This is a genomic window from Streptomyces sp. TRM68416 (assembly GCF_014596915.1).
Classification (GTDB): domain Bacteria; phylum Actinomycetota; class Actinomycetes; order Streptomycetales; family Streptomycetaceae; genus Streptomyces.
On the sequence record NZ_JACVWU010000001.1, the window covers coordinates 49,418 to 75,361 of the forward strand.

At 72.3% G+C, this 25,944-nt stretch carries 27 protein-coding genes; 8 read left to right on the forward strand and 19 right to left on the reverse strand.

Annotation, left to right across the window (positions count from 1 at the left end; all coding sequences use genetic code 11):
• Positions 1-135 precede the first annotated feature (135 nt).
• The 4 genes from ICC28_RS00205 to ICC28_RS00220 all read right to left on the reverse strand — a co-directional run bounded on the left by ICC28_RS00205 (position 136) and on the right by ICC28_RS00220 (position 3,484).
• Complete coding sequence (locus ICC28_RS00205) at positions 136-819, reverse strand: response regulator (protein ID WP_188286266.1); 684 nt, start codon at positions 817-819, stop codon at positions 136-138.
• Complete coding sequence (locus tag ICC28_RS00210) at positions 816-2,036, reverse strand: sensor histidine kinase (RefSeq protein WP_188286267.1); 1,221 nt, start codon at positions 2,034-2,036, stop codon at positions 816-818. The genes ICC28_RS00205 and ICC28_RS00210 overlap by 4 nt, the downstream gene beginning before the upstream one ends.
• Positions 2,037-2,386: 350 nt before the next feature.
• Positions 2,387-2,671 carry a PspA-associated protein PspAA gene (gene pspAA / locus ICC28_RS00215; protein ID WP_188286268.1) on the reverse strand — a complete coding sequence of 95 codons (285 nt, stop codon included), beginning with the start codon at positions 2,669-2,671 and terminating at the stop codon, positions 2,387-2,389.
• A 30-nt stretch (positions 2,672-2,701) separates the two neighbouring features.
• On the reverse strand, positions 2,702-3,484 hold the full coding sequence (locus ICC28_RS00220; RefSeq protein WP_188286269.1) for a PspA/IM30 family protein: 783 nt from the start codon (positions 3,482-3,484) through the stop codon (positions 2,702-2,704).
• Positions 3,485-3,789: 305 nt separating this feature from the next.
• Between ICC28_RS00220 and ICC28_RS00225 the strand changes: the two genes are divergently transcribed.
• The 3 genes from ICC28_RS00225 (at position 3,790) to ICC28_RS00235 (ending at position 6,500) form a co-directional block, all read left to right on the forward strand.
• Positions 3,790-4,389 (forward strand): DUF3043 domain-containing protein, encoded by a 600-nt coding sequence (locus ICC28_RS00225; RefSeq protein WP_317453941.1) that lies wholly within the window; start codon positions 3,790-3,792, stop codon positions 4,387-4,389.
• Positions 4,390-4,472: 83 nt separating this feature from the next.
• Entirely contained in the window at positions 4,473-5,174 is a 702-nt protein-coding gene (locus ICC28_RS00230) for a class I SAM-dependent methyltransferase (protein WP_188286271.1), read from the forward strand.
• A gap of 228 nt (positions 5,175-5,402) precedes the next feature.
• Positions 5,403-6,500 carry a S1C family serine protease gene (locus tag ICC28_RS00235; RefSeq protein ID WP_188286272.1) on the forward strand — a complete coding sequence of 366 codons (1,098 nt, stop codon included), beginning with the start codon at positions 5,403-5,405 and terminating at the stop codon, positions 6,498-6,500.
• 52 nt (positions 6,501-6,552) lie between these two features.
• On the opposite strand, the gene ICC28_RS00240 is transcribed toward ICC28_RS00235, so the two are convergent.
• Complete coding sequence (locus ICC28_RS00240) at positions 6,553-6,765, reverse strand: hypothetical protein (RefSeq protein ID WP_188286273.1); 213 nt, start codon at positions 6,763-6,765, stop codon at positions 6,553-6,555.
• A 144-nt stretch (positions 6,766-6,909) separates the two neighbouring features.
• On the opposite strand from ICC28_RS00240, the gene ICC28_RS00245 reads away from it, so the two are divergent.
• Complete coding sequence (locus ICC28_RS00245; RefSeq protein ID WP_188286274.1) at positions 6,910-8,112, forward strand: bifunctional adenosylcobinamide kinase/adenosylcobinamide-phosphate guanylyltransferase; 1,203 nt, start codon at positions 6,910-6,912, stop codon at positions 8,110-8,112.
• A gap of 199 nt (positions 8,113-8,311) precedes the next feature.
• On the opposite strand, the gene ICC28_RS00250 is transcribed toward ICC28_RS00245, so the two are convergent.
• On the reverse strand, positions 8,312-9,076 hold the full coding sequence (locus tag ICC28_RS00250) for a class I SAM-dependent methyltransferase (RefSeq protein WP_188286275.1): 765 nt from the start codon (positions 9,074-9,076) through the stop codon (positions 8,312-8,314).
• Between the two features lie 133 nt (positions 9,077-9,209).
• On the opposite strand from ICC28_RS00250, the gene cobT reads away from it, so the two are divergent.
• Positions 9,210-10,322, forward strand: coding sequence for a nicotinate-nucleotide--dimethylbenzimidazole phosphoribosyltransferase (gene cobT, locus ICC28_RS00255; RefSeq protein ID WP_188286276.1), 1,113 nt, complete (start codon positions 9,210-9,212; stop codon positions 10,320-10,322).
• Between the two features lie 96 nt (positions 10,323-10,418).
• On the forward strand, positions 10,419-11,117 hold the full coding sequence (locus tag ICC28_RS00260; protein WP_188286277.1) for a hypothetical protein: 699 nt from the start codon (positions 10,419-10,421) through the stop codon (positions 11,115-11,117).
• A gap of 41 nt (positions 11,118-11,158) precedes the next feature.
• Here ICC28_RS00260 and ICC28_RS00265 read toward each other — a convergent pair whose 3' ends face one another.
• The 8 genes from ICC28_RS00265 to ICC28_RS00300 form a co-directional block, all read right to left on the reverse strand.
• On the reverse strand, positions 11,159-12,340 hold the full coding sequence (locus tag ICC28_RS00265) for a methyltransferase domain-containing protein (protein WP_223188166.1): 1,182 nt from the start codon (positions 12,338-12,340) through the stop codon (positions 11,159-11,161).
• Positions 12,337-13,302: an ATP-grasp ribosomal peptide maturase gene (gene tgmB, locus ICC28_RS00270; RefSeq protein ID WP_188286278.1), complete on the reverse strand. Its 966-nt coding sequence runs from the start codon at positions 13,300-13,302 to the stop codon at positions 12,337-12,339. Before tgmB ends, ICC28_RS00265 begins: the two co-directional genes overlap by 4 nt.
• Positions 13,303-13,307: 5 nt before the next feature.
• The gene (gene tgmA / locus ICC28_RS00275) at positions 13,308-13,604 is read right to left on the reverse strand and encodes a putative ATP-grasp-modified RiPP (RefSeq protein WP_188286279.1); all 297 of its coding nucleotides are present in this window, start codon (positions 13,602-13,604) and stop codon (positions 13,308-13,310) included.
• Between the two features lie 235 nt (positions 13,605-13,839).
• Positions 13,840-14,340, reverse strand: coding sequence for a DUF6415 family natural product biosynthesis protein (locus ICC28_RS00280; protein ID WP_188286280.1), 501 nt, complete (start codon positions 14,338-14,340; stop codon positions 13,840-13,842).
• On the reverse strand, positions 14,340-14,879 hold the full coding sequence (locus tag ICC28_RS00285; RefSeq protein WP_188286281.1) for a hypothetical protein: 540 nt from the start codon (positions 14,877-14,879) through the stop codon (positions 14,340-14,342). The genes ICC28_RS00280 and ICC28_RS00285 overlap by 1 nt, the downstream gene beginning before the upstream one ends.
• A 79-nt stretch (positions 14,880-14,958) precedes the next feature.
• On the reverse strand, positions 14,959-15,156 hold the full coding sequence (locus tag ICC28_RS00290; RefSeq protein ID WP_188286282.1) for a hypothetical protein: 198 nt from the start codon (positions 15,154-15,156) through the stop codon (positions 14,959-14,961).
• Positions 15,157-15,252: 96 nt separating this feature from the next.
• Positions 15,253-16,440: a helix-turn-helix domain-containing protein gene (locus ICC28_RS00295; protein WP_188286283.1), complete on the reverse strand. Its 1,188-nt coding sequence runs from the start codon at positions 16,438-16,440 to the stop codon at positions 15,253-15,255.
• Positions 16,441-16,546: 106 nt separating this feature from the next.
• On the reverse strand, positions 16,547-17,188 hold the full coding sequence (locus ICC28_RS00300) for an HAD family hydrolase (RefSeq protein WP_188286284.1): 642 nt from the start codon (positions 17,186-17,188) through the stop codon (positions 16,547-16,549).
• 290 nt (positions 17,189-17,478) lie between these two features.
• Between ICC28_RS00300 and ICC28_RS00305 the strand changes: the two genes are divergently transcribed.
• The gene (locus ICC28_RS00305) at positions 17,479-17,985 is read left to right on the forward strand and encodes a hypothetical protein (RefSeq protein ID WP_188286285.1); all 507 of its coding nucleotides are present in this window, start codon (positions 17,479-17,481) and stop codon (positions 17,983-17,985) included.
• 91 nt (positions 17,986-18,076) lie between these two features.
• Positions 18,077-18,856, forward strand: coding sequence for an adenosylcobinamide-GDP ribazoletransferase (locus tag ICC28_RS00310; protein ID WP_188286798.1), 780 nt, complete (start codon positions 18,077-18,079; stop codon positions 18,854-18,856).
• Here ICC28_RS00310 and ICC28_RS00315 read toward each other — a convergent pair.
• The 5 genes from ICC28_RS00315 to ICC28_RS00335 all read right to left on the reverse strand — a co-directional run bounded on the left by ICC28_RS00315 (position 18,853) and on the right by ICC28_RS00335 (position 25,650).
• Positions 18,853-19,638 carry an endo alpha-1,4 polygalactosaminidase gene (locus tag ICC28_RS00315; RefSeq protein WP_188286286.1) on the reverse strand — a complete coding sequence of 262 codons (786 nt, stop codon included), beginning with the start codon at positions 19,636-19,638 and terminating at the stop codon, positions 18,853-18,855. The two genes, ICC28_RS00310 and ICC28_RS00315, sit on opposite strands and share 4 nt — an antisense overlap.
• The gene (locus tag ICC28_RS00320; protein WP_188286287.1) at positions 19,635-20,288 is read right to left on the reverse strand and encodes a spherulation-specific family 4 protein; all 654 of its coding nucleotides are present in this window, start codon (positions 20,286-20,288) and stop codon (positions 19,635-19,637) included. Before ICC28_RS00320 ends, ICC28_RS00315 begins: the two co-directional genes overlap by 4 nt.
• Positions 20,285-22,003: a hypothetical protein gene (locus ICC28_RS00325; RefSeq protein WP_317453942.1), complete on the reverse strand. Its 1,719-nt coding sequence runs from the start codon at positions 22,001-22,003 to the stop codon at positions 20,285-20,287. The genes ICC28_RS00320 and ICC28_RS00325 overlap by 4 nt, the downstream gene beginning before the upstream one ends.
• Positions 22,000-23,520, reverse strand: a complete 1,521-nt coding sequence (pelF, locus tag ICC28_RS00330) for a GT4 family glycosyltransferase PelF (protein WP_188286288.1) — start codon at positions 23,518-23,520, stop codon at positions 22,000-22,002. The genes ICC28_RS00325 and pelF overlap by 4 nt, the downstream gene beginning before the upstream one ends.
• Before the next feature lie 96 nt (positions 23,521-23,616).
• Positions 23,617-25,650, reverse strand: a complete 2,034-nt coding sequence (locus ICC28_RS00335; protein ID WP_188286289.1) for a hypothetical protein — start codon at positions 25,648-25,650, stop codon at positions 23,617-23,619.
• Positions 25,651-25,944: the final 294 nt, after the last annotated feature.

Consider the following 25,944-nt stretch of genomic DNA (forward strand, 5'->3'; position numbering starts at 1 on the left):
AATTGATCAGTGAAGCGGAACGGTACGTTTCGTGAACGCGCCATGAAAAGCGCAGGCAGCGAAAAGGTTCCGGATGTACCACGTGGCCTTTCTCACGTTTGGGTGCGCCTTACATGTACGCAACCCTGCCCGGCCTCACTCCGCCCGCGGCCGCACCAGCCCCGACTCATAAGCGATCACCACGAGTTGGGCCCGGTCGCGGGCGCCCAGCTTGGCCATGGCCCGGTTGACGTGGGTCTTCACCGTCAGCGGGCTGACTTCCAGGCGTTCGGCGATCTCGTCGTTGGAGTGGCCGCCGGCGACCTGGGCGAGCACCTCGCGCTCCCGCACGGTGAGCGCGGCCAGGCGCTGTGCGCGGGCCGGGTCGCTGTCGTCGTCGGCCGTGCCGCCCTGCGCGAGGAAGCGGGCGATCAGGCCCTTGGTGGCGGCCGGGGAGAGCAGCGCGTCGCCGCCGGCGGCGACCCGGATGGCGTTGAGGAGTTCGTCGGGCTCGCTGCCCTTGCCGAGAAAGCCGGCGGCGCCGGCCCGCAGCGACTGCACGACGTAGTCGTCGACCTCGAAGGTGGTCAGGATGACGATCCGGACGTGGGCGAGAGCGGGGTCCTCGCTGATCATGCGGGTGGCGACGAGGCCGTCCGTGCCGGGCATCCGGATGTCCATCAGGACGACGTCGGGCCGGTGCTCCCCGGCCAGCCGTACCGCCTCCGCGCCGTCGGACGCCTCCCCCACCACCTCCATGTCGGGCTCGGAGTCGACAAGCACGCGGAAGGCGCTGCGCAGCAGTGCCTGGTCGTCGGCGAGCAGGACACGGATGGTCATACGGGGTCCTCCGCGGCGCGGGTCCGGGTCTTGACCGGCAGGATCGCATGCACGCGGAAACCGCCGCCGTACCGGGGACCGGTGGTGAGGGTTCCGCCCAGGGCGGTGACGCGCTCGCGCATGCCGAGCAGGCCGTGACCGCCGCCGGAGACGGGGGCGGTGTCGTCCCGGCGGCCGCTGTCGAGGACCGTGACCTCCACATTCGGTCCGACGCGTACGACACTGACCTCGGCCTTCGCGTCCGTACCGGCGTGCTTCTGCACATTGGTGAGGGCTTCCTGGATGACCCGGTAGGCGGCCAGGTCGACGGCGGCGGGGAGCGTGGTGCCCTGGTCGGTGCGGGCGACCTCGACCTGGAGTCCGGCGCTGCGGAAGGTGCCGACGAGTTCGTCGAGGAGGTCCAGGCCGGGGGCGGGCTCGGTGGGGGCCTCGGGGTCGCCGGACTGGCGCAGCAGACCGACGGTGGCGCGCAGTTCGTTGAGCGCGGAGCGGCTCGCCTCCCGTACGTGGGACAGCGCCTCCTTGGCCTGGTCGGGCCGCTTGTCCATGACGTGCGCGGCCACTCCGGCCTGCACGTTGACCAGGGCGATGTGGTGGGCGACGACGTCGTGCAGGTCGCGGGCGATGCGCAGACGCTCCTCGGCGACCCGGCGGCGGGCCTCCTCCTCGCGGGTGCGTTCGGCGCGCTCGGCGCGTTCGCGGATGGCGTCGACGAAGGCGCGGCGGCTGCGCATGGCGTCGCCGGCGGTGGCGGCCATGCCGGTCCAGGCGAAGATCGCGAGATTCTCCTGGGCGTACCAGGGCAGCGGGCCGGCGAGCATGGCGACGCCGGTCAGCAGGGTCATGGTGAGCAGGCCGAGGCGCCAGGTGGTGGAGCGGTCGGTGGCGGAGGCGACGGTGTACAGGGCGACGACCGCGGACATGGCGACGGGGGCGCGGGGGTCGCTGGTGACGCTCTCGATGACGGAGAGGGTGCCGGTGAGGGCGAGGATCGTGCGGGGGGCTCGGCGGCGGAACACCAGGGCCGCGGCGCCGAGGGTGATGAGGAGGAGGCTGGGGGTGTCCGGGGTGCGGACGCCCCAGGTGACGCCGTTCTCGCCGTGCGGGTCCACGAAGGAGCCGGCGACCATGCAGAGCAGGACGCCGGTGGCGAGGGCCGCGTCCAGCGCCATGGGGTGCGCCTTCAGATGCGCTCTGGCGCGGTCGAGGGTGTTCACGGCTGTTTACGGTAGCCGGGGTTCAGGTCCCTGCGAACGGTGCCCGGCGTTGGAGCTGGGCGGGGGTGCCGCAGCCCGGCGCTCACGGGGTGCCGCCTGCGCCCACCCGTGCCGCCCCAGCGGCACGACTGCCCGCAGGACGGACGGCGTGGCCAGGCACCGCCTGCCGGGGTGGGCGCCGCACCAGCGGCACGCATATCTGCAGGACGGACGGCGGGGTAAGGCAGCACCGGCTGCTCGGGCGGGACCCGCCCCGGGCGGCACGCATGCCCGCAGGACGGACGGGTAAGACAGCACCGGCTGCTCGGGTGGGCGCCCGAGTAGTCGGTCGGACAGCGGGAGCCCTTGGCTCAGGCGCTGCCCGGGATGAGGCCGTCGTCGCTCAGGAGGTCTCGGACCTGGTCCAGGGTGGCGTCCGGGGGCGGGAGGATCAGTTCCGACGGTTCCAGGGAGTCGTCCGGCAGTGGTTCGCCCAGGTCGCGGACCTTTGCCAGAAGGGCGTGCAGGGTCTGGCGGAAGCCTGGCCCGTCGCCGTTCTCCATCTCCTGCAGGAGCTCGTCGTCCAGTTTGTTGAGTTCGGTGAGGTGGCTGTCCGCCAGCCTCACCTGACCCTCCCCCATGATCCGTACGATCATGTCGCCCTCCTCGGCGTGGCCCCGGCCTGATTACTGCTTGTCGAAGCGCGGGGTGTCCTGCGGCTGCTGCTGGGACTGCGGCTGACCACTGCCGCCCTCGATGGCCTGCCGGTCGGACGTGCCTCCGGCCAGCTCGGCCTTCATGCGCTGCAGTTCCAGCTCTACATCCGTACCACCCGAGAGCCGGTCCAGCTCGGCCTGGATGTCGTCCTTGTGCATGCCGGACTGGTCGTCGAGCGCGCCGGAGGCGAGCAGTTCGTCGATCGCGCCCGCCCTCGCCTGGAGCTGGGCGGTCTTGTCCTCCGCCCGCTGGATGGCCATGCCGACGTCGCCCATCTCCTCGGAGATGCCGGAGAAGGCCTCGCCGATCCGGGTCTGCGCCTGGGCCGCGGTGTACGTGGCCTTGATGGTCTCCTTCTTCGTGCGGAAGGCGTCGACCTTGGCCTGGAGCCGCTGGGCCGCGAGGGTGAGCTTCTCCTCCTCACCCTGGAGGGTCGCGTGCTGCGTCTCCAGGTCGGTCACCTGCTGCTGGAGGGCGGCGCGGCGGGACAGCGCCTCGCGGGCCAGGTCCTCACGGCCCAGCGCGAGCGCCTTGCGCCCCTGGTCCTCCAGCTTCGACGACTGCGACTGCAGCTGGTTCAGCTGGAGCTCCAGCCGCTTGCGGCTGGTGGCCACGTCGGCGACGCCGCGACGGACCTTCTGGAGCAGCTCCAGCTGCTTCTGGTACGAGTAATCGAGGGTCTCGCGCGGGTCCTCGGCCCGGTCAAGGGCCTTGTTCGCCTTCGCGCGGAAGATCATCCCCATACGCTTCATGACACCGCTCATGGGCTTCGCGCGCCCCCTTCTGACGGACTCCAGCTCACAGGTCTGCGACAGAACCCACAGTACGGGCCCTGCATCCATTACCGCACTGTTCGGGGACGGATGCGCTCATCCCCGAGGACGACTGTGCACCCCCTGTATCCGGCGTAGGGAGTAGGTGCTCCCCGGGGTCCGCACCTGGACCCCCGGAAACCTGCACAACGTCCCCTCTGTACCCCTACAGGACGACTGGTGTTGCCGGATCGTTCCCCATCGGGCTGGGGTCCATGCCGGATGTACACGTACCCTTGGGTTTTGTGTTCCGTAGCCGTGCCAAGGAAGAGAAGGCCGCGGTCGCCGACAAGGCGCCGCTGACCGACTCCAAGCAGCCCCGTGACCCGCAGGCCCCCAAGGGCCGGCCCACGCCCAAGCGCAGCGTGGCCCAGTCCCAGCGCCGCAGCGTCGCCAATACGCCGATGACGCGCAAGGAGGCAGCGAAGCGTCAGCGCGAGGAGCGCCGCCAGGCCCTGGCCCGGCAGCGCGAGGCGCTGGCGAGCGGCGACGAGCGATACCTGCCCGCGCGCGACAAGGGCCCGGTGCGCCGCTTCGCGCGCGACTTCGTCGACTCGCGTTTCAACATCGCGGAGTTCTTCCTCCCGATGGCCATCCTCATCCTGGTGCTGAGCATGGTGCGGGTGGCCGAGCTCCAGAGCCTCGCGCTGCTGATGTGGCTCGTCGTGATCGTGCTGATCGTGCTGGACTCGGTCCTCAGCGGCTTCCGTCTGAAGAAGCGCCTCAACGAGCGCTTCCCCGACGACCGCAAGCGCGGTGCCGTCGCCTACGCACTGATGCGCTCCCTCCAGATGCGCCGGCTCCGGCTGCCCAAGCCGCAGGTCAAGCGCGGGGAACGGCCCTGAGCACGACGCCTTTCACCGGGGGTGCGGCGCAGGCCTGGCTGAACAAGCTGGGCGGTCTGCGTGACGTCGTACGACAGGAGCTGGTGGCCCGGCAGCTCGACGAGCAGATAGCGGGGCGCTACCCGGTCGGGCGGCGCCTGCGGGTCCTCGACGTGGGGATGGGGCAGGGCACCCAGGCCCTGCGGCTGGCCCGGGCCGGTCATCAGGTGACCGGCCTTGAGCAGGACGCCACGATGGTCGCCGCGGCGCGCGAGGCGCTGGCCTCGCAGCCGGACGGGATCCGCGAGCGGATGCGGATCGTCGAGGGCGACGGCCGGGACACCGGTGTGCACTTCCTGCCGGGCAGCTTCGACGTGGTGCTCTGCCACGGCGTGCTCATGTACGTCGAGGAGCCCGACGCCCTGCTGGCGGGGCTCGCGCGGATGCTCGCCCCGGGCGGGCTGCTGTCGCTGCTGGTCCGCAACGCCGACGCGCTCGCCATGCGGCCGGGCCTGTCCGGCGACTGGTCCGGCGCGCTGGCCGCGTTCGACACGACGGCGTACCGGAACCGGCTGGGCATGGATGTCCGGGCGGACCGGCGGGAGACCCTGACGGCGACGCTCGCCGGCATCGGCGCTCCGCTGCACGCCTGGTACGGCGTGCGGGTCTTCACGGACACGGCGGCGGACGACGCCGAGATCGCGGCCGACGTGGAGGCGTTGCTGGCGGCCGAGGAGCGGGCGGGGCGGACGGATCCGTACCGGGGTGTCGCGGCGCTGCTGCACCTGTGCGGGGTGCGGGGCTGAGCGCTCCGCTAAGCGCTCCGCTGGAGTACGGCGATGGACCGTCAGTTGTCTGCGGCACCATCGTGGCTGGTCGCGCCCCGCGGCGGAGCCGCATATCAACACAGCCCCGCGCCCCTTCGGGGCGCTGCCCGAGCGCGGTGAACATTGCCCGGCCCGCTTGGCCAGGGCCCAGACCCGTTCGGGCGTCCACCGCAAGCCGGACGCCCGTCCCGGCACAAGACTCGGGGCATGGATGCTTGCCGTACCCGCGCGCGACGGCGTGCGCTCCGCTGCGCCGTCGCACTGACCGGTTGTTCCGTCGTGCTGCTGGCCGGGTGTTCCGGATCCAGATCCGGTTCCGACTCCGGCTCGGCGAAGGACGAGGAGGGCTCCTCGACCACGCAGGCCGCCCTCCCGGCCGCCGACAGCGACCTTCAGGAGGGCTACCTGAAGGTGATCAAGGACGTACTGCCGTCGGTCGTACAGATCCAGGCCGACGGCGACCTCGGATCGGGGGTCGTCTACGACGGCCGGGGCCATGTCGTCACCAACGCGCACGTCGTCGGGGACGCGAGGACGTTCCGGGTGACGACCGCCAACAGTGAGGACGTGCTGTCCGCGAAGCTCGTCCACTCCTACCCCGAGCAGGACCTCGCCGTGATCAGGCTCGACGAGGTGCCGGACGGGCTGAAGGCCGCCGCGTTCGGGGACTCCTCCAAGGTCGAGGTCGGCCAGATCGTGCTCGCGATGGGCTCGCCGCTCGGCCTCTCCTCCAGCGTGACCCAGGGCATCGTCTCGGCGACCGGACGGACCGTCACCGAGGGCCGCACCGGGGGCGGTACGGGTGCCACCATCGGCAACATGGTGCAGACGTCGGCCGCGATCAACCCCGGCAACAGCGGGGGCGCGCTGGTGAACCTGGACGGCGAGGTGATCGGCATCCCGACGCTCGCCGCGACCGACCCCGGCATCGGGGACAGCGCGGCGCCGGGCATCGGGTTCGCGATCCCGGCGTCGATGGTGAAGACGGTCGCCGACCAGATCATCAAGGACGGCAAGGTCACCGACTCGGGGCGGGCGGCGCTCGGCATCACCGCGCGGACGGTCGTCGACGGCGACTACCGGCCCGCGGGGGTCGCCGTGGTCGAGGTCAGGGACGGCGGCGCGGCCGACGAGGCGGGCATCGAGCCCGGGGACGTCATCACCGGGCTGGGCGACGCGGACATCACCACGATCACGTCCCTCGCCGAGGCGCTCGCCTCCGAGCGGCCGGGGGAGAAGGTGGCCGTGACGTTCACCCGGGACGGCAGTGAGAAGACGGTGGACGTGACGCTGGGCGAGCAGTGAGACGAGGCAGGGGCGGCCGGTGCCGGCCGCCCCTGCCCTCACGCTCACGCGCTCACGCCTCCTCGGCGTGCAGGCTCATCGGCCCGTAGATCTCCGTGGTGTCCTCGAACAGCCGTACCTGGTCCACGCCGCCGGCGAGCAGGTCCTTCCACACCTCGCCGATCCAGGACTCGGCGTCTCCCTGCGTGGTGAACTCCTCCGGCTCCACGGGGGGCGCGGTCTCCGACCCGTCGGCCTTCTCGAAGCGCCAGGTCCATGCTGCCATGCAGGCCTCCTAGGTGAGCTCTCGTCAAGGTCAGCCTATTGGCTGAGGCGGCCGGTGCGAACAAGATCGGTTCGATCCGGCCCGCCCCTCTTTAGGTGGCTCTCCGGTACGCACGTCATGCCGTGACCGGTGAAAATCACTTCTGTGGAACTGACTCTGCTCGGCACCGGCGCCCCCGCGGGACTCCCCCGCCCCGACTGTCCCTGCGCCGCGTGCGCCACCGCGCTCGGGGAGGACGCGCGGGCCGCCACCGCGTTGCTGGTGGACGGGGCGGTACTGATCGATCTGACGCCGGGTGCGGCGTTCGCGGCGGCGCGGGCCGGGCGCTCGCTGGGCGGCGTACGGCAGGTGCTGCTGTCGCATCCGCACGAGGGGCCCGCCGTCGAGGTGCCGGCGGGGCTGCCGACGCCGGGGCGGGTGCCGGACGGGCGGGAGCTGGCGCTGCTGACGGGGCATCGGGTGCGGGCGCTGGCGATGGACGCGGGGGGTACGGGGTACGCGGTGACCGGGCCGGGCGGGCAGCGGCTGCTGTACCTGCCGCCGGGGAGCGCTCCGGCCGGGCTGGAGAACGGTGACGTCGAGGCGTACGACATGGTCGTCGTGGACGTCGTGGGGCGGCCGGACGCGCTGGCGCGGCTGCGGGCGGTGGGGGCGGTGCGGCCGACGACGGATGTCATCGCCGTACATCTGGATCACGATGTGCCGCCGGGGGGCGAGTTGCGGCGGCGGCTGGCCTCGGTGGGGGCGCGGGCCGTGCCGGACGGGACGACGGTGGTGGTGGGGGCGTACGAGGAGGTGCCGGACGTGCCGCGGCGGACGTTGGTGCTGGGTGGGGCCCGGTCGGGGAAGTCGGTGGAGGCGGAGCGGCGGCTGGAGGCGTTCCCGGACGTGCTGTACGTCGCGACGGGCGGGGTGCGGGGCGGGGACGGCGAGTGGGCGGCGCGGGTTGCGTTGCACCGGGAGCGGCGGCCGGGGTCCTGGCGTACGGCGGAGACGTGTGACCTGGTGCCGTTGCTGGCGGAGGACGGGGCGCCGTTGCTGATCGACTGTCTGTCACTGTGGCTGACCGATGCGATGGACTCCGTCGGGGCGTGGGACGACGCGGTGTGGGCGGACGGGGGGGAACGGGCGTTGCGGGCGCGGGTGCGGGAGTTGACGGGGGCGGTGCGGGCGACTCGGCGGACCGTGGTCGCCGTCTCCAACGAGGTCGGGTCCGGGATCGTCCCCGCTACGGCCTCGGGGCGGCGGTACCGGGATGAACTGGGGCGGTTGAACGCGGCGTTCGCCGCGGAGTGCGAGCAGGTGTTGCTGGTGGTGGCTGGGCAGGCGGTGCCGTTGCGGGGGTGACGGGGGCTGAGGCCGGGGGTGGGTCGCGCGGCCCGGCGCTACCGCGGTGCCGCCTGCGCCCACCCGTGCCGGCCCAGCGGCACGACTGCCCGCAGGCTGGACGGCGTGGCCAGGCACCGCCTGCCGGGGTGGGCGCCGGCCCAGGCGGCACGCATGCCCGCAGGCTGAGCGCCCCGAAGGGGCGCGGGGAACTGCGCGATCAGCCCCCGCCGGGCCGCAGCTTGCGGGCGATGATGCGGTAGTGCGGCCGGAAGGCATTGCGGCGGGTGGTGATGATTTCGCAGCCCTGGGACTCCAGTTCCGTGCGGAGGTTGCGCAGGGGCAGGAGGTGGAGGGGGCGGGTTCGGGCGTGTCGGCGGGGGCCGAGGAGGCGGGTGGACGCGGCTTCCGGGTCGGGGAGTTCCAGGAGGACGTGGCCGCCGGGGCGCAGGGCGGTGAGGGCGGCTTGGAGTTGGGCGCGGGGGTCGGGGGTGTGGGCGAGGTGGTACAGGAGGCTGACCACGTCGTAGCGGGCCCGCAGGTGGGCCATGAGGTGGGGGTTCGTCGGGTCGCCCGCGTACGCCTCCTCCACGCGGTCCGCCGCCTGGGCGCGTTCCACCCGGGCCGTGGGGTCCACCCCGTCGAAGGACGTGTAGGGGAAGACCTGTTTCGCCGCGGCCGGGAACGCACCGTCGCCGGTGCCGATGTCCAGCCAGCTCTCCGGTTCGCCGAAGGGCAGCATCGCGCGGGCGGTGGCCGTCAGATGCCGACGGCCGGCGCGGAGTTCGCGCGGGGCCGGGGTGTCCGGGACCGGGTTCTGGAAGGCGTGGGCGCAGTCTGCGCAGGTGTCGAGGGTGAAGCCGTCGGCGACCGGACGGGTGCGCAGGCGTCCGGAGCCGCACCAGGGGCAGGCGTGGCGCCGCGGACCGTGGAAACGGCCTGTGTGCGGGGGGAGTTCGGCGGGCTGGGCGACGGGGGCGGACATGGGCGACTCCGGGCGCGAGGGGCGTACGACAATCCGCTGCAAAACGGAACGTATGGGATAGCGATCTTGGGCGCAACGACGTCGGTCCGATGTGGCGGCGTTCCGTTCGACCGGGGCCGGTACTGTTCGGCGAATGAGCTCGCTTAATCTCGACGACTTCACCGATCTGATCGAGCGCCCCGACGGAGGGGTGCGCCGTGACGCCGAGGCGCGCCGGGAGCGTCAGATCGTGCCCCCCGGGTCGCTGGGCCGCCTCGACGACCTGGGTGAGTGGCTGGCCGCGGCGCAGGGCGTGGTGCCGGTGCGGCCGGTCGAACGGCCGCGAGTGGTGCTGTTCGCCGGTGACCACGGCATCGCGGAGCTGGACGTCTCGGCACGGCCCGCGGGCAGCGCCGGTGAGCTGGTGCGGGACGTCCTGGAGGGCGGCCGCCCGGTGTCGGTGCTCGCGCGGCGGCTCGGCGTGCCCGTGCGGGTGGTCGACATGGCGCTGGACTGCGATCCGGGGACGCTGCCCGAGGACGTCGTACGGCATCGGGTGCGGCGCGGCAGCGGGCGGATCGACCGCGAGGACGCGCTGACCCTTGAGGAGGCGGAGGCCGCCTTCCGGGCGGGTGTCGCGGTGGCCGACGAGGAGGCCGACTCCGGTACGGATCTGGTCGTGCTGGGCGATGTGAGCGTGGGCGGGACGACGGCGGCCGGTGTGCTGGTGGCCGCGCTGTGCGGGACCGACGCGTCGGTGGTGACCGGGCGGGGCGGCGTCGCGATCGACGACCTGGCCTGGATGCGCAAGTGCGCGGCGATCCGGGACGCGCTGCGGCGGGCCCGGCCGGTGCTCGGGGACCAGTTGCAGCTGCTGGCGACGGTGGGCGGCGCCGACCTCGCCGCGATCACCGGGTTCCTGCTGCAGAGCGCGGTGCGCAAGCTGCCGGTGATCCTCGACGGGGTCGTCGTCGCCGCGTGTGCGCTGGTGGGCCAGCGGGTCGCGTTCCGGGCGCCGGACTGGTGGCTGGCGGCGCACGACAGCGGGGAGCCGGGGCAGGCGAAGGCGCTGGACCGGATGGCCCTGGAGCCGCTGCTCACGCAGGGGGTGCGGGTCGGCGAAGGCGCGGGCGCCCTGCTGGCGCTCCCGCTGGTGCAGGCCGCGGCGGCACTGGCGGCGGAGCTGCCGGAGAAGGCCGAGAAGCCGGAGAAGACCGAGGAAGTGAAGGACGAGCAGGACGAGCAGGACGAGAAGGACGCGGAGTAGGTTCCAGAGATTCACCTCACGTAGGTTCCGCTCAACTTCGTCACGGTTCAGGCGGTCTTCGACCGTGTCCCTGTGCACGCTTCCGGAGAACCGCCGATGAGACCGCTCGCCCGCTGGGCCCGCACCGAGTGGGGCCCGCTCCACGCCGCCGTACGCGGTCCGCTGGTACGGCGGCGGCTGCGGGCCGTGCCGATGACCGTCGCGGCGGTGTGCCTGACGGCGCTGCTGCACTTCGCGCAGAACCAGCCGTGGGGCCGGGAACCGGTGGCCCGGCTCGGCGGTGTGCGGGCGGAGGATCCGCTGTGGGAGAGCCTGCTGCGGACCCCGCTGTCGCTGTTCGTGCCCGCCCCCGACCTGCCCGTGTGGGGCGCTCTCGCGCAGATCCTCCTCGTGTTCGGGATCGCCGAGATCTGTCTGGGCCGCGGGCGCACCCTCGCCGTCGCGTACGCCGCCACCCTCACCGGCACGCTCTACGCCCGCCTCGGCATCTGGCTGGGCCCGGACGCACCCCTGGGGCTGCCCGCCTCGGACGCGGCCGTCGTGGACACCGGGCCGTCGGCGGCCGTGGTGGGCCTCGCCGTCCTCCTCGGCCTGCGGTACCGCGCGTACGTCACCGCCGGGGCGGTGGTCCTGGCGATGGTCGTCGAGGTGCTGGTGAAGGAGAACCTCGCGGGCAAGGAGCATCTCGCGGCGATCGCCGGGGTGCTGGTGCTCCACGGAGTGGCGGAGCTGCGTCAGCGGGGTTCGAGGGGCCGGGTCGGCGCGGGGTCGGGCCTGCCGCCGATCCAGTCCTGAAGGCGGCGGGCGGGGCCGGTAGGACATCGGGACAGCGGTGATCAGGTTGACAGGTCCCAGCGGGTCCCGTCTGCCAGGTACCAGGCGTAAGCCGCACCGTCGGCGTTCTGCGCGTAGCCGAACTGGTCTTGTGCCGGTCGGCCCGCAGCGTTCCACCACAGCCATGTCGCTTCGGCCCGCTTCCACAGGTCGCCGTCGCCGCCCCACGTCACTGTGGCCGTCTCCTGACCGTCGAGCGGGACGCGGGCCCACGAGCCGTCCGCGCACTGGAGCTGGATGGACATGTCGCCGGTCGCTTCCGCAACGTGGTAGACGAGTTGGGCACCGGGCAGGTGGAAGGCGAGCAGCAGGCGCAGTGGGTAGTGCGCCCTGATGGCGGCGGCGGTGAGCTGTGTGGGCCGTGTGCCGGTCTCGGCTGTCCGCTGGGGCCGCTGCGGCTGGGGGTAGGTCAGCGCCTCGCCGCGCGCAGGCATGAAACGGCCAGTGGTCGTGGTGAAGTGCCCCTTGATCTGGCGGGTGCCGGTGCCGGTGAGGCGTACGAGACCGCCCTCGATGCCGAGGGCCACGTCGGCGAGCAGGACACCGCCGGCCCGCAACTGGTCGGTCCAGGCGCTGGGGATGGACGGCACCGAGCAGGTCGCGATGATCCGGTCGAACGGGCCGCCCGTAGGGCACCCGTGCGTTCCGTCTGCAGGGAGGAGGCGAGGGGCATACCCGGCGCAGACGAGACGCTGCTCGGCGGCCGTCACCAGGTCGGGGTCGACGTCCACGGAGTGCACGTGGTGGTCACGCAGGCGAGCACAGAGCAGTGCGGCGTTGTATCCGGTGCCGGTGCCGATCTCCAGCACACGGTGCCCGTCGTGGAGGTCGAGGTCTTCGAGCATGCGGGCCATGAGACTGGGCAGCGTGGTGGACGACGTGGGAATGCCCGTCCAGGCCGTTTCGTCGACCTGTTCGACCGTCTCCGGGTCAAGGCCCGTCACCAAGGTCACGTCTCGGTAGACGTCAGGCAGGGCGCCCTCATCGGTGACGCGGCGCTGACGCCACACGGTGATGCCCTTCGCGTTGGCCTCCTGCTCGAACCACCGCGGGACGAACACATGCCGTGGAACCGCCGCGAAGGCCTCGGCCCACGGCTTGGAACGGATCGCACCGGCCTTCGTCAGGTCATCGGCGAGTGCTGCCATGTGAGGGCGAGCCGCGTCGAGGGTCACGTCGGTCATGCCGGGGCTCCTTGCAGTTCGTCGGCGATGGCCTGGGAGACGGGCAGGCCGGTGGCGTGCTCGATCCAGTCCCATTGCCCGCACGGGTTCGCCTCCAGGAACGTCCAGGCTCCGTCGGGGCCGACGACGAAGTCCAGGGCGGCGAAACGCAGGCCCAGCCGGTCCATGTAGCCGCGCACGCCCTCGGCGACGTCGTTCGGGACTTCGGTGACGCGGTAGGTGAGGGAGGCGTAGTCGCTGCGCCAGTCGGTGTGGCCGGTGTCGCTGCCTGCGTGGACCTCGGCAGCCAGCAGCCGCTCCCCCACGACCGTGAGGCGCACTTCGTGATCCTTGTCGACCCAGGCCTGGAAGAGGTGCGCGGTGGTGTCGATGCCACGCAGGTCCCCGAGATCGTCCCGCGTCAGGCGGCGGGTGTAGACGGTCTTGAGCTGGTCGTCCTCGATCAGCACCGGGGACGCGACCGGCTTGCAGACGGCCACGCCGCGCATGTCGCCGACGAACGCGCGGACGGCATCGGGGCTGTTGGTGATGAGAGTGGGCGGAATGGCGAGTCCGCATTCTCGTGCGGTGGCGAGCTGGAGGGGCTTGTACTCAGCGCGGGACATGGCGGCGGGGTGGTTGACCCAGCGGCAGGTGAGCGCCGAGATGATGCCGCCCAGACCGGCGCGGGCCTGGGCGGCGGCGAACCGGCGCTCAGGTCCGGACATGGCGCTGGGCAAGGCGAAGGCGTTCGGTGCGCGGAAGTAGACAGCATCGATGTCGGCGAGGTCGACGGCCCGGTGAGCGGTGGTGAGTCCGCCGGACCACCCGCACCGGGCATCGATATGCCCGGCGAGGGTGAGATCCTGGGGGAACTCGGCGGTGTCCATGCGGAACACCTCCGCTCCACCGTCCGTGAGGGCCTTGACGACGCGGTCGGTTGGCCAGTCGTCGCGGGCTGCGATCACGAGAACGGTGGTCATGGCGGTCAGTCCTTCGGGCCCTCGTCGAGCGGCGGCGGATTGCTCGGGTCGCCGTCCGGGATGGTCGGGTGGTGCGTCTGCATGCATGGCAGGGGCCCGTCGTACAGGCCGACCGACATCTGCAATCCCTCGTCGTAGACCGCGATCGGCTTGACGACGGCCTGCGTGGCGTCGGGTACGCGAGCGAAACGCAGGACCCAGGGCCGCGTGTCCGCGCCGGTCGGAGGTTCCGTGCTGCGGGCGATGCGTCCGCCCTCGGGCGCGAGCGGGAACGCTTCCCGCACATCCACAACTGTCGTCAAGTGTCTGTCCTTTGCTCGATGGACTATCGACCGCACCACACCCCGGCAGAGCGCCGGATGCAGGCGCGGACGGAACCCCGCCCCGGCTGCTCGACCTGTCCAGGGTGAGGCTCAGGGCCGGAGTCTTCCCGCCCCTCCTCCGCGGCGTACGGACCGAGGCAGAAGAGGTGCTCATGGGTGCGGCCCTGTCCCGAAACGGCCGCCGTAGGCCCCGTTGACGCGGGGGAGGCGACGGTCAGCGCACGCGGACCGTGGTGGCGCAGCGGGCGTGGATCCGCCCGGAGGCTGCGGCGCCTCCGGAGGGGCTGACGTTGCCGTACGGCAACGTCTCCTCCGCGTCCGTCAGAGGCTGGTCGCAGGCCAGGCACATGCGTACGCCGGTCAGCGTCTCGTAGTGGTCGCACAGCGCCAGCAGCGACCGTGCGAGCTTGCGGGCGCAGACCGCGGCGTCGTACACCCCCGGCCTGCGGAAGGCCCACAGCTTGCCGCGGGCCTCCCCGATGCAGGCGAGCGCACAGTAGCGCGGCACGTCGTCGGCGGGCAGCCGGGCGGTGGCCTGCTCGATCTCAGGGATGAGCAGCTCCAGGTGACCGCGCAGCAGACCGGTCAGTGTCTCCAGCGTGGCGGGGTCGGCGGGGGTGACCTCGGGAGGCAGTACCTCGGCGACGCTCGCCCGCATCGTCGCAATGTCCAGGGGCGGCGCGTCGGTCGCGGGCCGGCTGGGGGCAGTCTTCATCACCGGTCCTCGCCGTCGTCCGTCGCGTACCGGCAGGCCTCCACGAGGGAGAGCACCTCGTGCGTCTTGCACAGCCACTCCGGCCGGGTCACCGGCACAGCCCAGTACGAGCGCTGCACGGTCAGGCCCGGCTCCGTCAGACCCACGCGCGGCACACCCAGGTAGAAGCCCTCCCCCAGGTACTCCTTCGCCTTCGCCGGGCCTCGCCAGCCCTTGGCCGTGCCCGGCGGAACGAGGGCGTAGTAGCAGCGCCTCTTGGGGTCGTGGATGACCGGGCCGCAGCTCAAGGTGGAACCGAGCCAGCTGTTCACGGCGTCCCGGTCACTGGTCCCGGCCACGTGGTGCACGAGATGCTCGTGCAGGCAGACCACGTCGAAGTGCCGCCCCAGCGGGATGAGGGCCAGCAGATCCTCGCCGTCCCACTCGCGGCGCACCGTGTCGGGCGAGGGGTGCGCGGACGCCAGCCATGCTTCCGCCGCAGTGGCGGGCGGCGGGCCCGCTGATGTGGAAGCCCCCTTCGGGGCCGTACTGTTCGTCATGTCGACGCTCCCTTGAAGCGTTGGCCGTGCCCCGGGGCCGTCGTGAGCGGTCGCCGGGGTCTGCCGATCATCGATCTGCTCACGCCGCGGCTTCCTGCCTGCGGCATCCGCACGTGACAATCCGCCACACCCGGGTGCTGCCGCGGACCATGACGTGACCAGCAGCGCGCAGGGTCTTGTTGACGGCACCGCAGTCGAAGCAGGCCTCACCGTGCAGTCGGGCGATACTCACATGCCTGTCGACGACCGTCGGGGGGAGCGGGAGTGCGTCGGACATCCCCGGCTCCCGTCTGTTGGGTCCTGCGCGTGCAACAGATGGTGGGGGCAGCAGATGCCAACAAGTACCCCACTAAGGGGTAGTTGGGGTTTCCAGTCAGGTGGCGGCGCACCATTCGGCGAAGTTGGTGAGGGTTTCGGAGTCGGCACGCTTCAGGCGGCGCAGGGTCGCGGCATCTTCCCGCACCCAGGGGTGTTCACGGGTGTGTTGCGGGGCGATGTGTCGCGCGACCTTCAGGGACTCGAACGCGTCATCAGCCAGGCCCGTCCACAGTTGGGCGCGGGCCAACTCGATGTAGAAGCCGCTGCGCCGTTCAGCCGGGAGATTCTCGGGGGGCTTCCACTCGCCGGCGACGTAGAGGACGCGGCCGACATGCTCGCCACCGAGGCTGACGGCCACGGACACCTCGTGGGTCTTTACCGAGTCCGGGCCGAACGCGGTTCCGCAGTACACGTCCTCTGCCACCCGTTCGGCGAGCGCGCCAGCTTCGGTGAGGTGTGTGACGGCCGCTGACGCATCGCGGGCCCGGCCCGCGATGACGGCGGCCCGCATGTGCAGCGCACCCTTCGCCGCGCTCTGCTGCACGGTGGCGGGCGCGGGGGCGGAATCCAGGGCCTGTTCCAGGGCACGAAGTCCGGCTGTGTGGGCGCGGGCGGCGAAGAAGGTCTCCGTGCGCACGTAAGCCACAGACGCGGACAGCAGCGGGTCGTCAGCTTCAGGGACAGCCCACCGCATCAGCTCGACAAGCCGCGCGGACAGGTCGTGAGCGCCGAACTTGAACGCGACGGCGTCCGCCGAGCGGTATGCCTGCACCAGGAGGCCGGCTAGTTCCGGCCGCTCTGCGCTGGAGGCCGCATGGTGGGCGCGGGCGAGTTCGCGGAGCAGGTCGGGCAGTTCGCGCGCGATACGTGTGTACTTGGCTGCCAGCCGCCAGAGGGTGGCCTCGTCGACGGCGGCACGAAGATCTCGGAGAGGACGGACGGGGCCGTCGTCGGGGATGTCGTATGTAGCCAGAGCTGCGGAGAGCGCAGGCAGCGCCTCGTGTACACGCGTATGAACCGGGGTGCGGTCAGCGCTGAGGCGGCTCGGGTCCACGCCGAGGGCGTCCGCGATGGCTTCGAGGGTGGCGTCGCTGACACCGCGCTCACCGCGTTCGATCTTGCGGATGGTACCGAGGGCGACGCAGGCCGCGTCGGCGAGTTGTCCCTGCGTCAGTTTGGGGCGCATGACGCTGCGGTAGTAGGCGATCCGGGCGCCTACGCCGCCCTTCCTGGGTGCGGGCATACTGGCTCCAGTTCGATGCATCCACTCCGAACCGTACTCGCGCCGACACGTCGCGTGTACACGAACGACCCCACCGGCTCAGGCTGACGGGGCCGTGTCGTCGCGCTCAGGCCTGCACGATCTCAGTGAGCTGGGCCAGGTTGTCGATCCGCCAGTCGGCTGCGGCCACCACGTCCGGGGCGTCTGCCCACAGGTGTCCCCACGGGCCACGCCGTAGGTGCGCCGCCCGCAGCCCAGCCGCCTTCGCCGGGAACACGTCATTCGCCGGATGGTCGCCGACGTACAGGGTCTGACCCGGCGCAGCCTGCGCCACCTCCAGCACTCGCCGGAAGAACTCCGGCTGAGGCTTCGCCACACCCCACTCCCCCGAGGACACGACGAGATCCGCCGGAAGATCGAGGCCGCGCAGCAACTCAGCAGCACGCACGGTCTGATTGCCTGCGATCACGACGCGCACGCCCGCCTGCCGCAAAGCGGAGAGGGCCGGCCGGACGTCGTCGTACAGATCGCCCTCGTCGAGGTACTCGCCGCAGCCTGCCGCCTCCCGGGTCTCGTACTCGGCAGCGATGTCGATGCCTGGCCGCACGAGACGGAGGGCTTCAGCGTTGTCGTGGCCCTGAGCCACGACGGCACCGACGAGAGCGGAGAGGGTGTGACGAGGGACGTTCAGCCAGTCGGCCCACGAAGTCCAGTAGCGATCGTCCCGGGTGATCGTCTCGCCGATGTCCAACACGATGGTCTCAATCACTCTGGGAGCCTACGTGGCCGCACTGCCTGCGCCGGTGGGCTGATGCCGTCGAAGTAGTCCTCCAGGCCGCCGTCACCGCCTACACCGCACGCGACGACGTCACCCTGCCCCGGCACGAAGTCGGGCGGGCCGCGAAGAAGGCCGTACGGCACGCGCAGGAGGATCCCGCCGATTAGCAGGAAGAGTGGCGACAGGCCATCACAGGATGGTCACCGCTCGTCCAGGAGGCGGACACACCACCTCCCCGGCAGTACCGTCATCCCCTCTAGAAGCGCCAGCAGGGGGACGAGATGAGCAACCCGTACCGGCAGCCGTCCAGACCGCAACAGCCGCCGCGCCCGGCGGACGCCCGCCCGCTTCGACGACGCAAGCGCGTATGGATCGGCGGTGTCGCCCTCTTTGCCCTCGGCGCGATCGGCGGCACCCAGTCCGCACAGGACGAGGCCAACGCGAGCAGGACCGTCGCCGCGCCGCCCACGCCGACCATCACCATGACGGCGACTGCCACACCCAAGCCCGCACCCACGGTCACCATCACCGTCACCAAGACAGCCAAACCCAAGCCGGCGCCGACGGTCACCGTCACCAAGACCGCCCAGGCTGCCGCCGGGTCCAGCACCAGCAGCGGTGGCAGCGACAGCACCGGCACCTGTTCGATCCGCTCGAACTCCGGCAACTGCTACCAGGCGGGCCAGTTCTGCCGGAACAGTGACCACGGAGCCACGACGACCACCGCGGGCGGTGCGAGGATCACGTGCACCTACAGCTCGAACGCCTGGCGCTGGACATACAGCTGACACGACGAAAGGGCCCGCCGCCCGCACGAAGCGGACAGTGGGGCGGGCCGCCTCGTGGGTGAGGCGTCCGGGCTAGTCTGCCGACGTGTCCATGATCCCGCCGCTCGACGGTCTCCGTTTCGCCTTCGGCACGCTCAGCGTCCTGCCCGTCGAGGTGCGCCGCTGGGACCGGGGGGCCGCCCGGGGCGGCATGCTCTGCGCTCCCCTGGTCGGCGTGGTGCTCGGCGGCGTCTCCGCCGCCGTGGGGCTCCTCCTGCTCTTCCTCGGTGCCTCGCCGCTGCTCGCCGCCGTCGCCACCGCGGCCGTGCCCGCCGTACTCACCCGTGGGCTGCATCTGGACGGTCTCGCGGACACCGCGGACGGCCTCGGCAGCGGCAAGCCCGCCGAGGACGCGCTGCGGATCATGAAGCAGTCGGACATCGGCCCGTTCGGTGTGATCACGCTGCTGTTCGTGCTGCTCGGCCAGGTCGCCGCCCTCGCACGGCTCTACGACGACTCCTGGGCCCGGGGTGCGCTCGGTGCCGTCGTGGCCGCCGTGGCGGCGCGGCTCGCGCTCACCCTGGCCGCGCGTGCCGGGGTGCCGGCCGCGCGGCCGGAGGGGCTCGGCGCCGCGGTCGCCGGGGTGGTGCCGGTCCGTGCGGCGGCCGGCACGGCGGCGGCCGTCACCCTCGTGGCCGCCGCCACGGGGGCACTCTTCGGCGCCGACGACATCGCCCGTACCGCCGTCGCCGTCCTCGCCGCCCTCGGCGCCGCCGAACTCCTCCTGCGCCACTGCGTCCGCCGCTTCGGCGGCGTCACCGGCGATGTCTTCGGCGGCCTCGCGGAGACGGCGGCGACGGCGGCGCTGGTGGTGCTGGGGCTCGGGCTCTAACAGGCCCGGCGCCACGCCCCCAGCTCGTACTTCTTCAGCAGGGAACTGAGCTTCAGGCGGCGGGAGTCGGCGCAGAAGCGGGTGGTGGGGAGTTCGTACTCGGCGTGGAAGACGGCCTTGCCCGCCTCGATGAACGGGGTCAGGGTGGCGCACTCCTGGTACTGGGCGCACTGCTCGTTGACCGCGAAGTCGAAGTCGTCGACGAGTTCCGGGATCTGGTCGAGGTCGTTCTTCAGGCCGACGGCGAGGCCGCGGTCGTGGGCGAGTTCGGCGATGAGGCGGTTGTAGCGGAGCTGGTCGCGGGCGGTGAGCGGGAAGCCGGTGCGGTTGCGGTAACCGTCCATGTTGTCCGGTTCGACGGCGTCGAAGCCCTTCTCGCGGCACATGTCGATGCGGGCCGCCATGAGGGGTTCGAGGACGTCCGTGCGGCGGATGTCGAGCCAGCGCTCGCCCTTCCAGCCGTTGCCCCGGCCCAGCACCGACTTGGGGAAGTCGTCGGCGTCCGGGCGGAACTCCTCCCAGGCGCCGGTGGAGAGGTAGCAGATCACCTTGCGGCCGTCCTCGTGCAGGTCGGCGACCGTCTCCGCGGAGTGGTCGAAGCCGTCGATGTCGTAGACGGGCACGTCGACGGAAGTGTCGAGGCGGCCGCTGAGCTGCCACTGCCAGGCGGTGCCGGGGCGGGGCTGCCAGCGCGGGCCGGGCGGCTTGCTGTCGGAGGCGGTCGTGCAGCCGGCGAGCAGCAGCGCGAGCAGGGCGGTCAGGACAGTGGTGGTGCGTCTCACCGGGCGGGCTCCAAGGAATGCGGCAGCGTACCCCACGGATGATCTCCCACTCCGGGCACCGCGCAGTGCACGGCGGCCCCCCGCGCGCGGGCCAGCCGTTCGGGATCGGCGCCGGGCGGGACGCCGTACACGAGGTGGCACAGGCGCGTTCCCGGGCCGACGTCCGGAAGGGGTTGCGGGGGCTCGTCGCGGTACGTGGTCCAGGTGCCCTCGAAGGTGACCAGGACGTCGGCGATGCGGGCGTAGGAGGGGTGCGGTGCGGTGCCGTGGTTGAGGGCGAGCGTGCGGCAGCCGACGCCCCAGGCCGCCACCGCCAGCCGCTGGTAGTGGGCGAACTCCGTACGGCACGAGGCGACCTGGTCTAGGAAGGCGCCGTCGGCCTGGTACCAGTCGCGGTGCCGGGAGAGGTCGCGTACGACGTCGGCGTGCGGTCGGCGGCCGTAGGCGGTGTCGGTGTAGCCGAGGACGCGGACGTCGGCGTCCCGCAGGCGGGCGGCGATCTCGGCGAAGGCCGGGTCGGGGCGGTCGCCGGGGCCGCTGGCCGGGTTGAGGACGACGCCGTAGAGGCGGGGTGCGGCGGTGACGATCGCGTCCCACTCGGCGGGGCGGACGGCGGGGTGTTCGTAGTACGGGACGAGCAGGGTCTTCATCGGTGGGCGGTCGCCCTTCCGAGCAGGGCGCACACGAGGACGCACTGGGCGGTGGCGGCCGTGCCGTAGACGGCCAGGCCGACGGTGGGCGGTGTGCCGGTGCGGGTGGCCAGGGCGAGGGTCTGGGCGAGGGCCGCGAGGACGCAGAGGGTGGCGGCGCCGGTGATCGCGCCGAACGACTGGAGCAGCAGGCCGGTCCACATCACGGTGCCGAGCAGGAGGAGGGCGGTGAGGCGGGTGGGGTCCGTGGCGGGGGCGTGGGGCCACAGGGCGGTGGTGGCGAGGGTGAGGGCGAGCAGGGTGGTGAGGTAGGCGGTGAGGCAGGTGATGAGGGTGCGGGCGGTGGTGCGGCGGAAGGCGGTCGGGGTGGTGGTGGAGCGGAGGCCGGCGAGGCTGCCGCTGCGGAAGCGGTGCAGCAGGTACTCGGCGGGGCCCATGCTGAGGGTGAGGGCGACGGCTGCGGGGGCCGCTACGGCGGTGGTGGCGGCGCCCGTGAGGGCGTCGCCGAGAGCGGCGTGGACGACGAGGACGCCGCTGCCGAGGCCGAACAGGGCGTACGGGAGGGATGCGGTGAGCGCGGGTCCGGGGGTGCCCGGGGTGGGTGTGGGCCGGGGGTGGGTCGCGCGGCCCGGCGCTGTCGGGGTGCCGCCTGCGCCCACCCGTGCCGCCCCAGCGGCACGACTGCCCGCAGGCTGAGCGGCGCGGCTGCCCGCAGGGCGAGGGGCGCGCGTGCCCGCAGGGTGTGCGGCATGACTGCCCGCAGGCTGTGCGGAGGGGGGCGCTGCTGTGTGCCGGGTGGGGTGGCGCCCCGAAGGGGCGCGGGGAACTGCGCGATCAGCCCCCACCGGCCCGCAGCCGCCCGCAGGGCCACGGCTTCGCGGCGGGAGGACTTTCAGGAGCGCCAGGAGCGTCACCCCGGTCAGGGAAGCCAGCAGGAGGGCGAGTCTCAGCACCTCGGGGAGCGGGTGTACCAGGGTCAGGGCCGCGCCCGCTGTCATGGGGGTCAGGGCCGCCAGGAGGGGACGTTCGTGGCCCAGGACCAGGAGGGTAGTGGCGGCAGCCAGGTAGCAGGACTGGCCGGTGGCGAAGAGGGCCGCGGCCGGCGTGGCCGTGCCTGCCACGGCCAGCGCGACCAGGGTGCCCAGGAGGGCGCCGGTCGGGGCGCCGACAAGGAGCGCGCGGCGGGCCGCTGTGCGGTCGCCCAGCCCCAGCCAGGAGTACGCCCGGTGGGCCAGGCCCTGGTTCCAGGTCCAGCCGCACAGCGCACCGGCCAGCAGCGGAACCGTCCCCGCGGGGAGGCCGAAGTCGCCCCTGGGGCCGGTGAGGAAGGGCGCGCCGAGGACGTAGCCGAGGCCGGGGAGGGCGAAGACGATGCCGCGCAGCAGGCAGCCCAGCAGGCCCGCGGACCGCCACCGGTCGTGGGGCGGGCCTTCAGGTTCGGGGTAGCGGCGGGGGACGCGCTCGTAGAGCTCCTCGGCCAGCGCGAAGGAGTTCTTCACGCCGTAGCGTTCGCGTATCTGGTCGTCGGAGAGGCCGTCGGACTCCAGCAGCGCGGCGATCTCGTCGGGGTGGACCGCGGCGGCCACGAAGTCGTCGAGGCGGTCGGCGAGTTCGTCGATCGGGTCCGGCTGGGCCCCGCCGGGTGTGCGCTGCCGGGGGATCGAGGGCAGGGCGTCGGCGCGGGTGCCCGGGGGCATCCAGAGGCCGCCGCTCACCAGTCGGCCCCGGCCGTCGCGACCTTCTCGTACCAGGGGTCGCGCAGTTCGAGGGTCCAGTCGGCGACGGTCTCGACGGCCGGCTCGTACACCTCGGGCAGGCCCGCGAGTTCCTGGTAGATCGTCCGGAAGGCGTTCACGGAGCGGCGCAGGGTGAACCGGTCGATGACCCGCTGGCGGGACAACCGGCCCAGTTCCAGGCGGCGTTCGTCGTCCCGCAAGAGGGTGAGGGCGGCCGCGGCCATCTTCTCGGGCTCGCGCGGCGGGACGACCAGGCCGGTGTCGCCGACGGCCTCGCGCACGCCCCCGACGTCCGTCGAGACCGTCGTACGGCCGCAGGACATGGCCTCGATGATGGAGAACGGGAAGCCCTCGGAGATGGAGGACAGCATGACGACGTGGCCGGCGGCGTAGGCGCGCCAGACCTCGCTGATGCGGCCCTCGAAGGTCAGGCCGTCGGTGACGCCCAGTTCGGCGGCGAGTTTCTCCAGCCGCGTCGCGTAGGCCTCGCCGCCGGGCGGGACCGGGCCGAACAACCGCAGCCGGGTGTCGGGGAGTTCGGCGCGGACCATGGCGTAGGCGTGGAGCAGGGTCTCCAGGTCCTTGATGGGGTCGACGCGGCCGCACCAGGTGAGCGTGGGGACGTCGGGTTCGGGGCCCGCGTGCGGGAAGGCGTGCGGGTCGACGCCGTTGTAGACGGTGCGGATGCGGTCGGCGTCGGCGCCGCCGCGCTCCTCCCAGCGGCGGTTGTACTGGTTGCACGGTGTGATCAGGTCGGCCGCGCGGTAGCCGTGTGAATTGAGTTCACGGTAGAAGCCGAGCATGAACGCCTTGACCGGCCAGCGCTGTTCGGCGCTGCGGTAGCCGAGGTAGCGCTCACGCAGGTAGATGCCGTGCTCGGTGAGCAGGAACGGTACGCCGTCCAGCTTGCGCGCGGCGAGCGCGGGCAGCGTGGCCAGGCCGCTGCTCACGGCGTGCGCGACCGAGTCCTCGGGGATGCGCACGCCCAGCGGGCGCAGGGCGTGTTCCAGCAGGTCGGTCGCGGTCAGCGCGTCATGGACGGTGGGCCGGGCGGCGGCCGTCGGCAGGTGCGGCATCGACCAGATCCACATCAGGGAGCGCAGCGCGGACTCGGTGCGCAGCGCCGCCGACAGCCGTCCGCCGCGGGCGAGTTCGGCCAGCTCGTACAGGGCCTCGCCGAAGTCGGCCCGCGCCCCGGGGTCCAGGAAGGAGAGCAGGAACCGCTCGTAGGAGTCGAGGAAGCGGCGGCGGGCCCGGCCGTAGGGGGCGCGCCCCGAGGGTGTGGGCCCCCAGGTGGGCACCGAGGTGTGCCGGGAGACGTTGGGCGGCAGCTCCCAGGTCACCGGTTCGCGGCCGGTCCCGGTGAGCGAGACGATGTGGAAGTCGACCTCCGGCATGCCCTTGACGAGCTGGTCGCACCAGGTGCTGACGCCGCCGTGGACATGCGGATAGGTGCCTTCGGTGAGCATGGTGACATGACGGCCCGTTCGCCTCATGCGTGAGTTCCCCCCTGCGGAACAGGTACGACGGCCCGACGGCCCGAAGCGCACCCCGGCCGGTCGGTGCGGGGTGCGCGTGCCGGTGCCGCGGTGCTACGACGGCAGCTTCAGCGTGAGAGCGGACTGGAGCGCGGCCGGAGTGGCCCAGGCCGAGCGCGCCCCCGCGTACGGGGTGCCGAACGCGGTGGTGCCGAGCAGCAGTTGCTTCCTGGTGCCCTCCGGCGCGGTCACCGGGATCTGGGTCCTGGAGGGCGCGGTGACGGTGACGGTGGAGCCGATGCGGTAGGCGGTGACCCGGTTGTTGGCGACGGCCGCCCGCCATGCGGCGCGGCGCTGGAGCTCGGTCCCGATGGCCTTCTGCGCGAGGTTCTCCACCGGGGTGTTGTCGGCGAACAGGGCCCGGTAGTCGGCCAGTACCTTCGCCATCACCGGGTACAGGATCCGGTCCTCGGCCAGGTTGGACTGGTGGGCGTAGTGCGGGCGCGGGTCGTTGGCGATCACGTGCCCGAGGGCGATGCGGGCCTCCTGCGGGACGATGTACTCGTCGTAGCCGGTGGCCGGGTCCAGCGGGGCGTCGAGGCAGGTGGAGGCCGGGTTGGTGGTGCAGACGCCGCTGCCGCCGTCCTCCGCCGAGGTGTAGATCCAGTTGTACTCGTCGACCATCTCGGCCTTGGTGCCGGTGTTGTAGTACACGTTCATCGGGTGCCGGGGCACGGTCAGGGCGGCGCCGACCGCCCGCTGTTCGGGCTCGCGGGAGTTGTCGGAGGCGATCCACTTGACGCCGTTGTCGGCGAGGGCGCCGGCCAGGTTCGGGTTGTCGTTCGGCTGCTGGGGCAGCGTCTTCAGACCCGAGTGCTCGCCCGTGACCAGTTCGGTGCGGTCCAGCGGAAGGCCCTTGGCCACACCCCAGTTGTGGTTGTCGCGGATCTGCGCGGCGATCTCGGCGCGGCTCATGTACTTCGTCGAGCCGTCGGCGTTCTTCGCGCAGGTCCACGGCACGGTCGAGGTGTCCTGGACGCAGCCGAGGAAGGGGTGCGTGTACGTGTGGTTGATCCAGCGGTACTGCGAGCGGTCCGCGAGCAGCCGGGCGGTGAGCGCGTCGGTGCCGCCGTGCTCGCTCTTCCACTCCTCGCCGGAGCCGGCGTTGTAGACCATGTCCATGGTGAAGCCGTGCTCGCGCTGCCACTGGGCGGCGTGGACGGCGTCCGCGGCCGTCATGCGGATCGGGTCGATCTCCTCGCCGCCGCCGACGCAGTCGATGTCGCCGGGCGTGCAGTTGCGCTCGGTGTCCCAGCGGGCGTCGGGGGCGAAGACGTCGTCGATGTGCACGGCGAAGTGGTTGCGGTCCCGGCCCAGGTGGACGCCCTGGGTCAGCCATTCGACGATGCCCCGGGCGAGCAGCCGGAACTGCTGCTGGTGCTGGTTGTAGGCGAAGGTCACCACCAGCTCGCGCCGCCCGTCGTGCGCGTACTCGCCGACCAGGCTGCCGTTGCCCGAGCCCTCGGGCACGGGGACGTCCACGTAGCTGGTGAAGCCCTCGCGGGGGCGGGCGACGTAGCCGTAACTCTCCTGGACCGTCGGGGAGTTGTCCTCGAAGGCGAAGGCGCCGTCGAGATAGCCGAACCACTTCGCCCGCCCGGCGGCGGTGACCGTGGCCGCGCGCCCGTCGAGGCTGCCGGCCCAGCCGCCCTCGCTGGTGTAGTCGAGGCCGACGCCCGGGTGCGCCCAGGTGTAGGCGTCGACCTGCGGGATGCCGTAGGTCCGCTCGTAGGCCTCCAGCGCGCTCTGCTCGGCGGAACCGGCGCCGAAGGGGGCCTCGTTCGGCAGGACCACGCCCTGGAACTTCGCCCGCGGCCGGCCGCCGACCGTGTCGCTCAGGAACGCCGCGGTGAGGACCGGGCGGCGGGAGTCGTTCAGGTCGACGGTGGTGTACGGGATGCCGGTGCTCTTCAGCTGGGCGGCGATGGCGCGCACCGCGCTGCCGCCGTCGTCCACCACCAGCACCCTGAGATCGATCCGCGGATCCACCGCGGCACTCGCGCCGGGCGCCCCCGAGCCCAGCGTGAGTACGCCCGCCGTGCTCAGGGCGACGGCCGTGTTTCTCCATCTGCGCGCACTCTGCGCCATGTGCTGTCCCTCCCCCAAGTGGATCCTCCGGTGGCACGTCCGCCTCCGGTGGCACGTCCGGGGGAGGATCCATGGAAATCATGCGAAGCGGTGAGCGAACGGCTCACCGGAACGGGACGAGTGTGGCTCAGGTCACCCGGTGTGAGGGTTGGGAAATGGCGATGACACCACCGACAGGTGAACGGCCGCAGGAATGAGCGAACGACACACACGCGCGTAGGCTCATCCCGAGTGTCAGCCGCACCGGGGAAGGCCCCGCTGCGCCCGCACCCTGTGGTCGGATCTAGGGTCGGT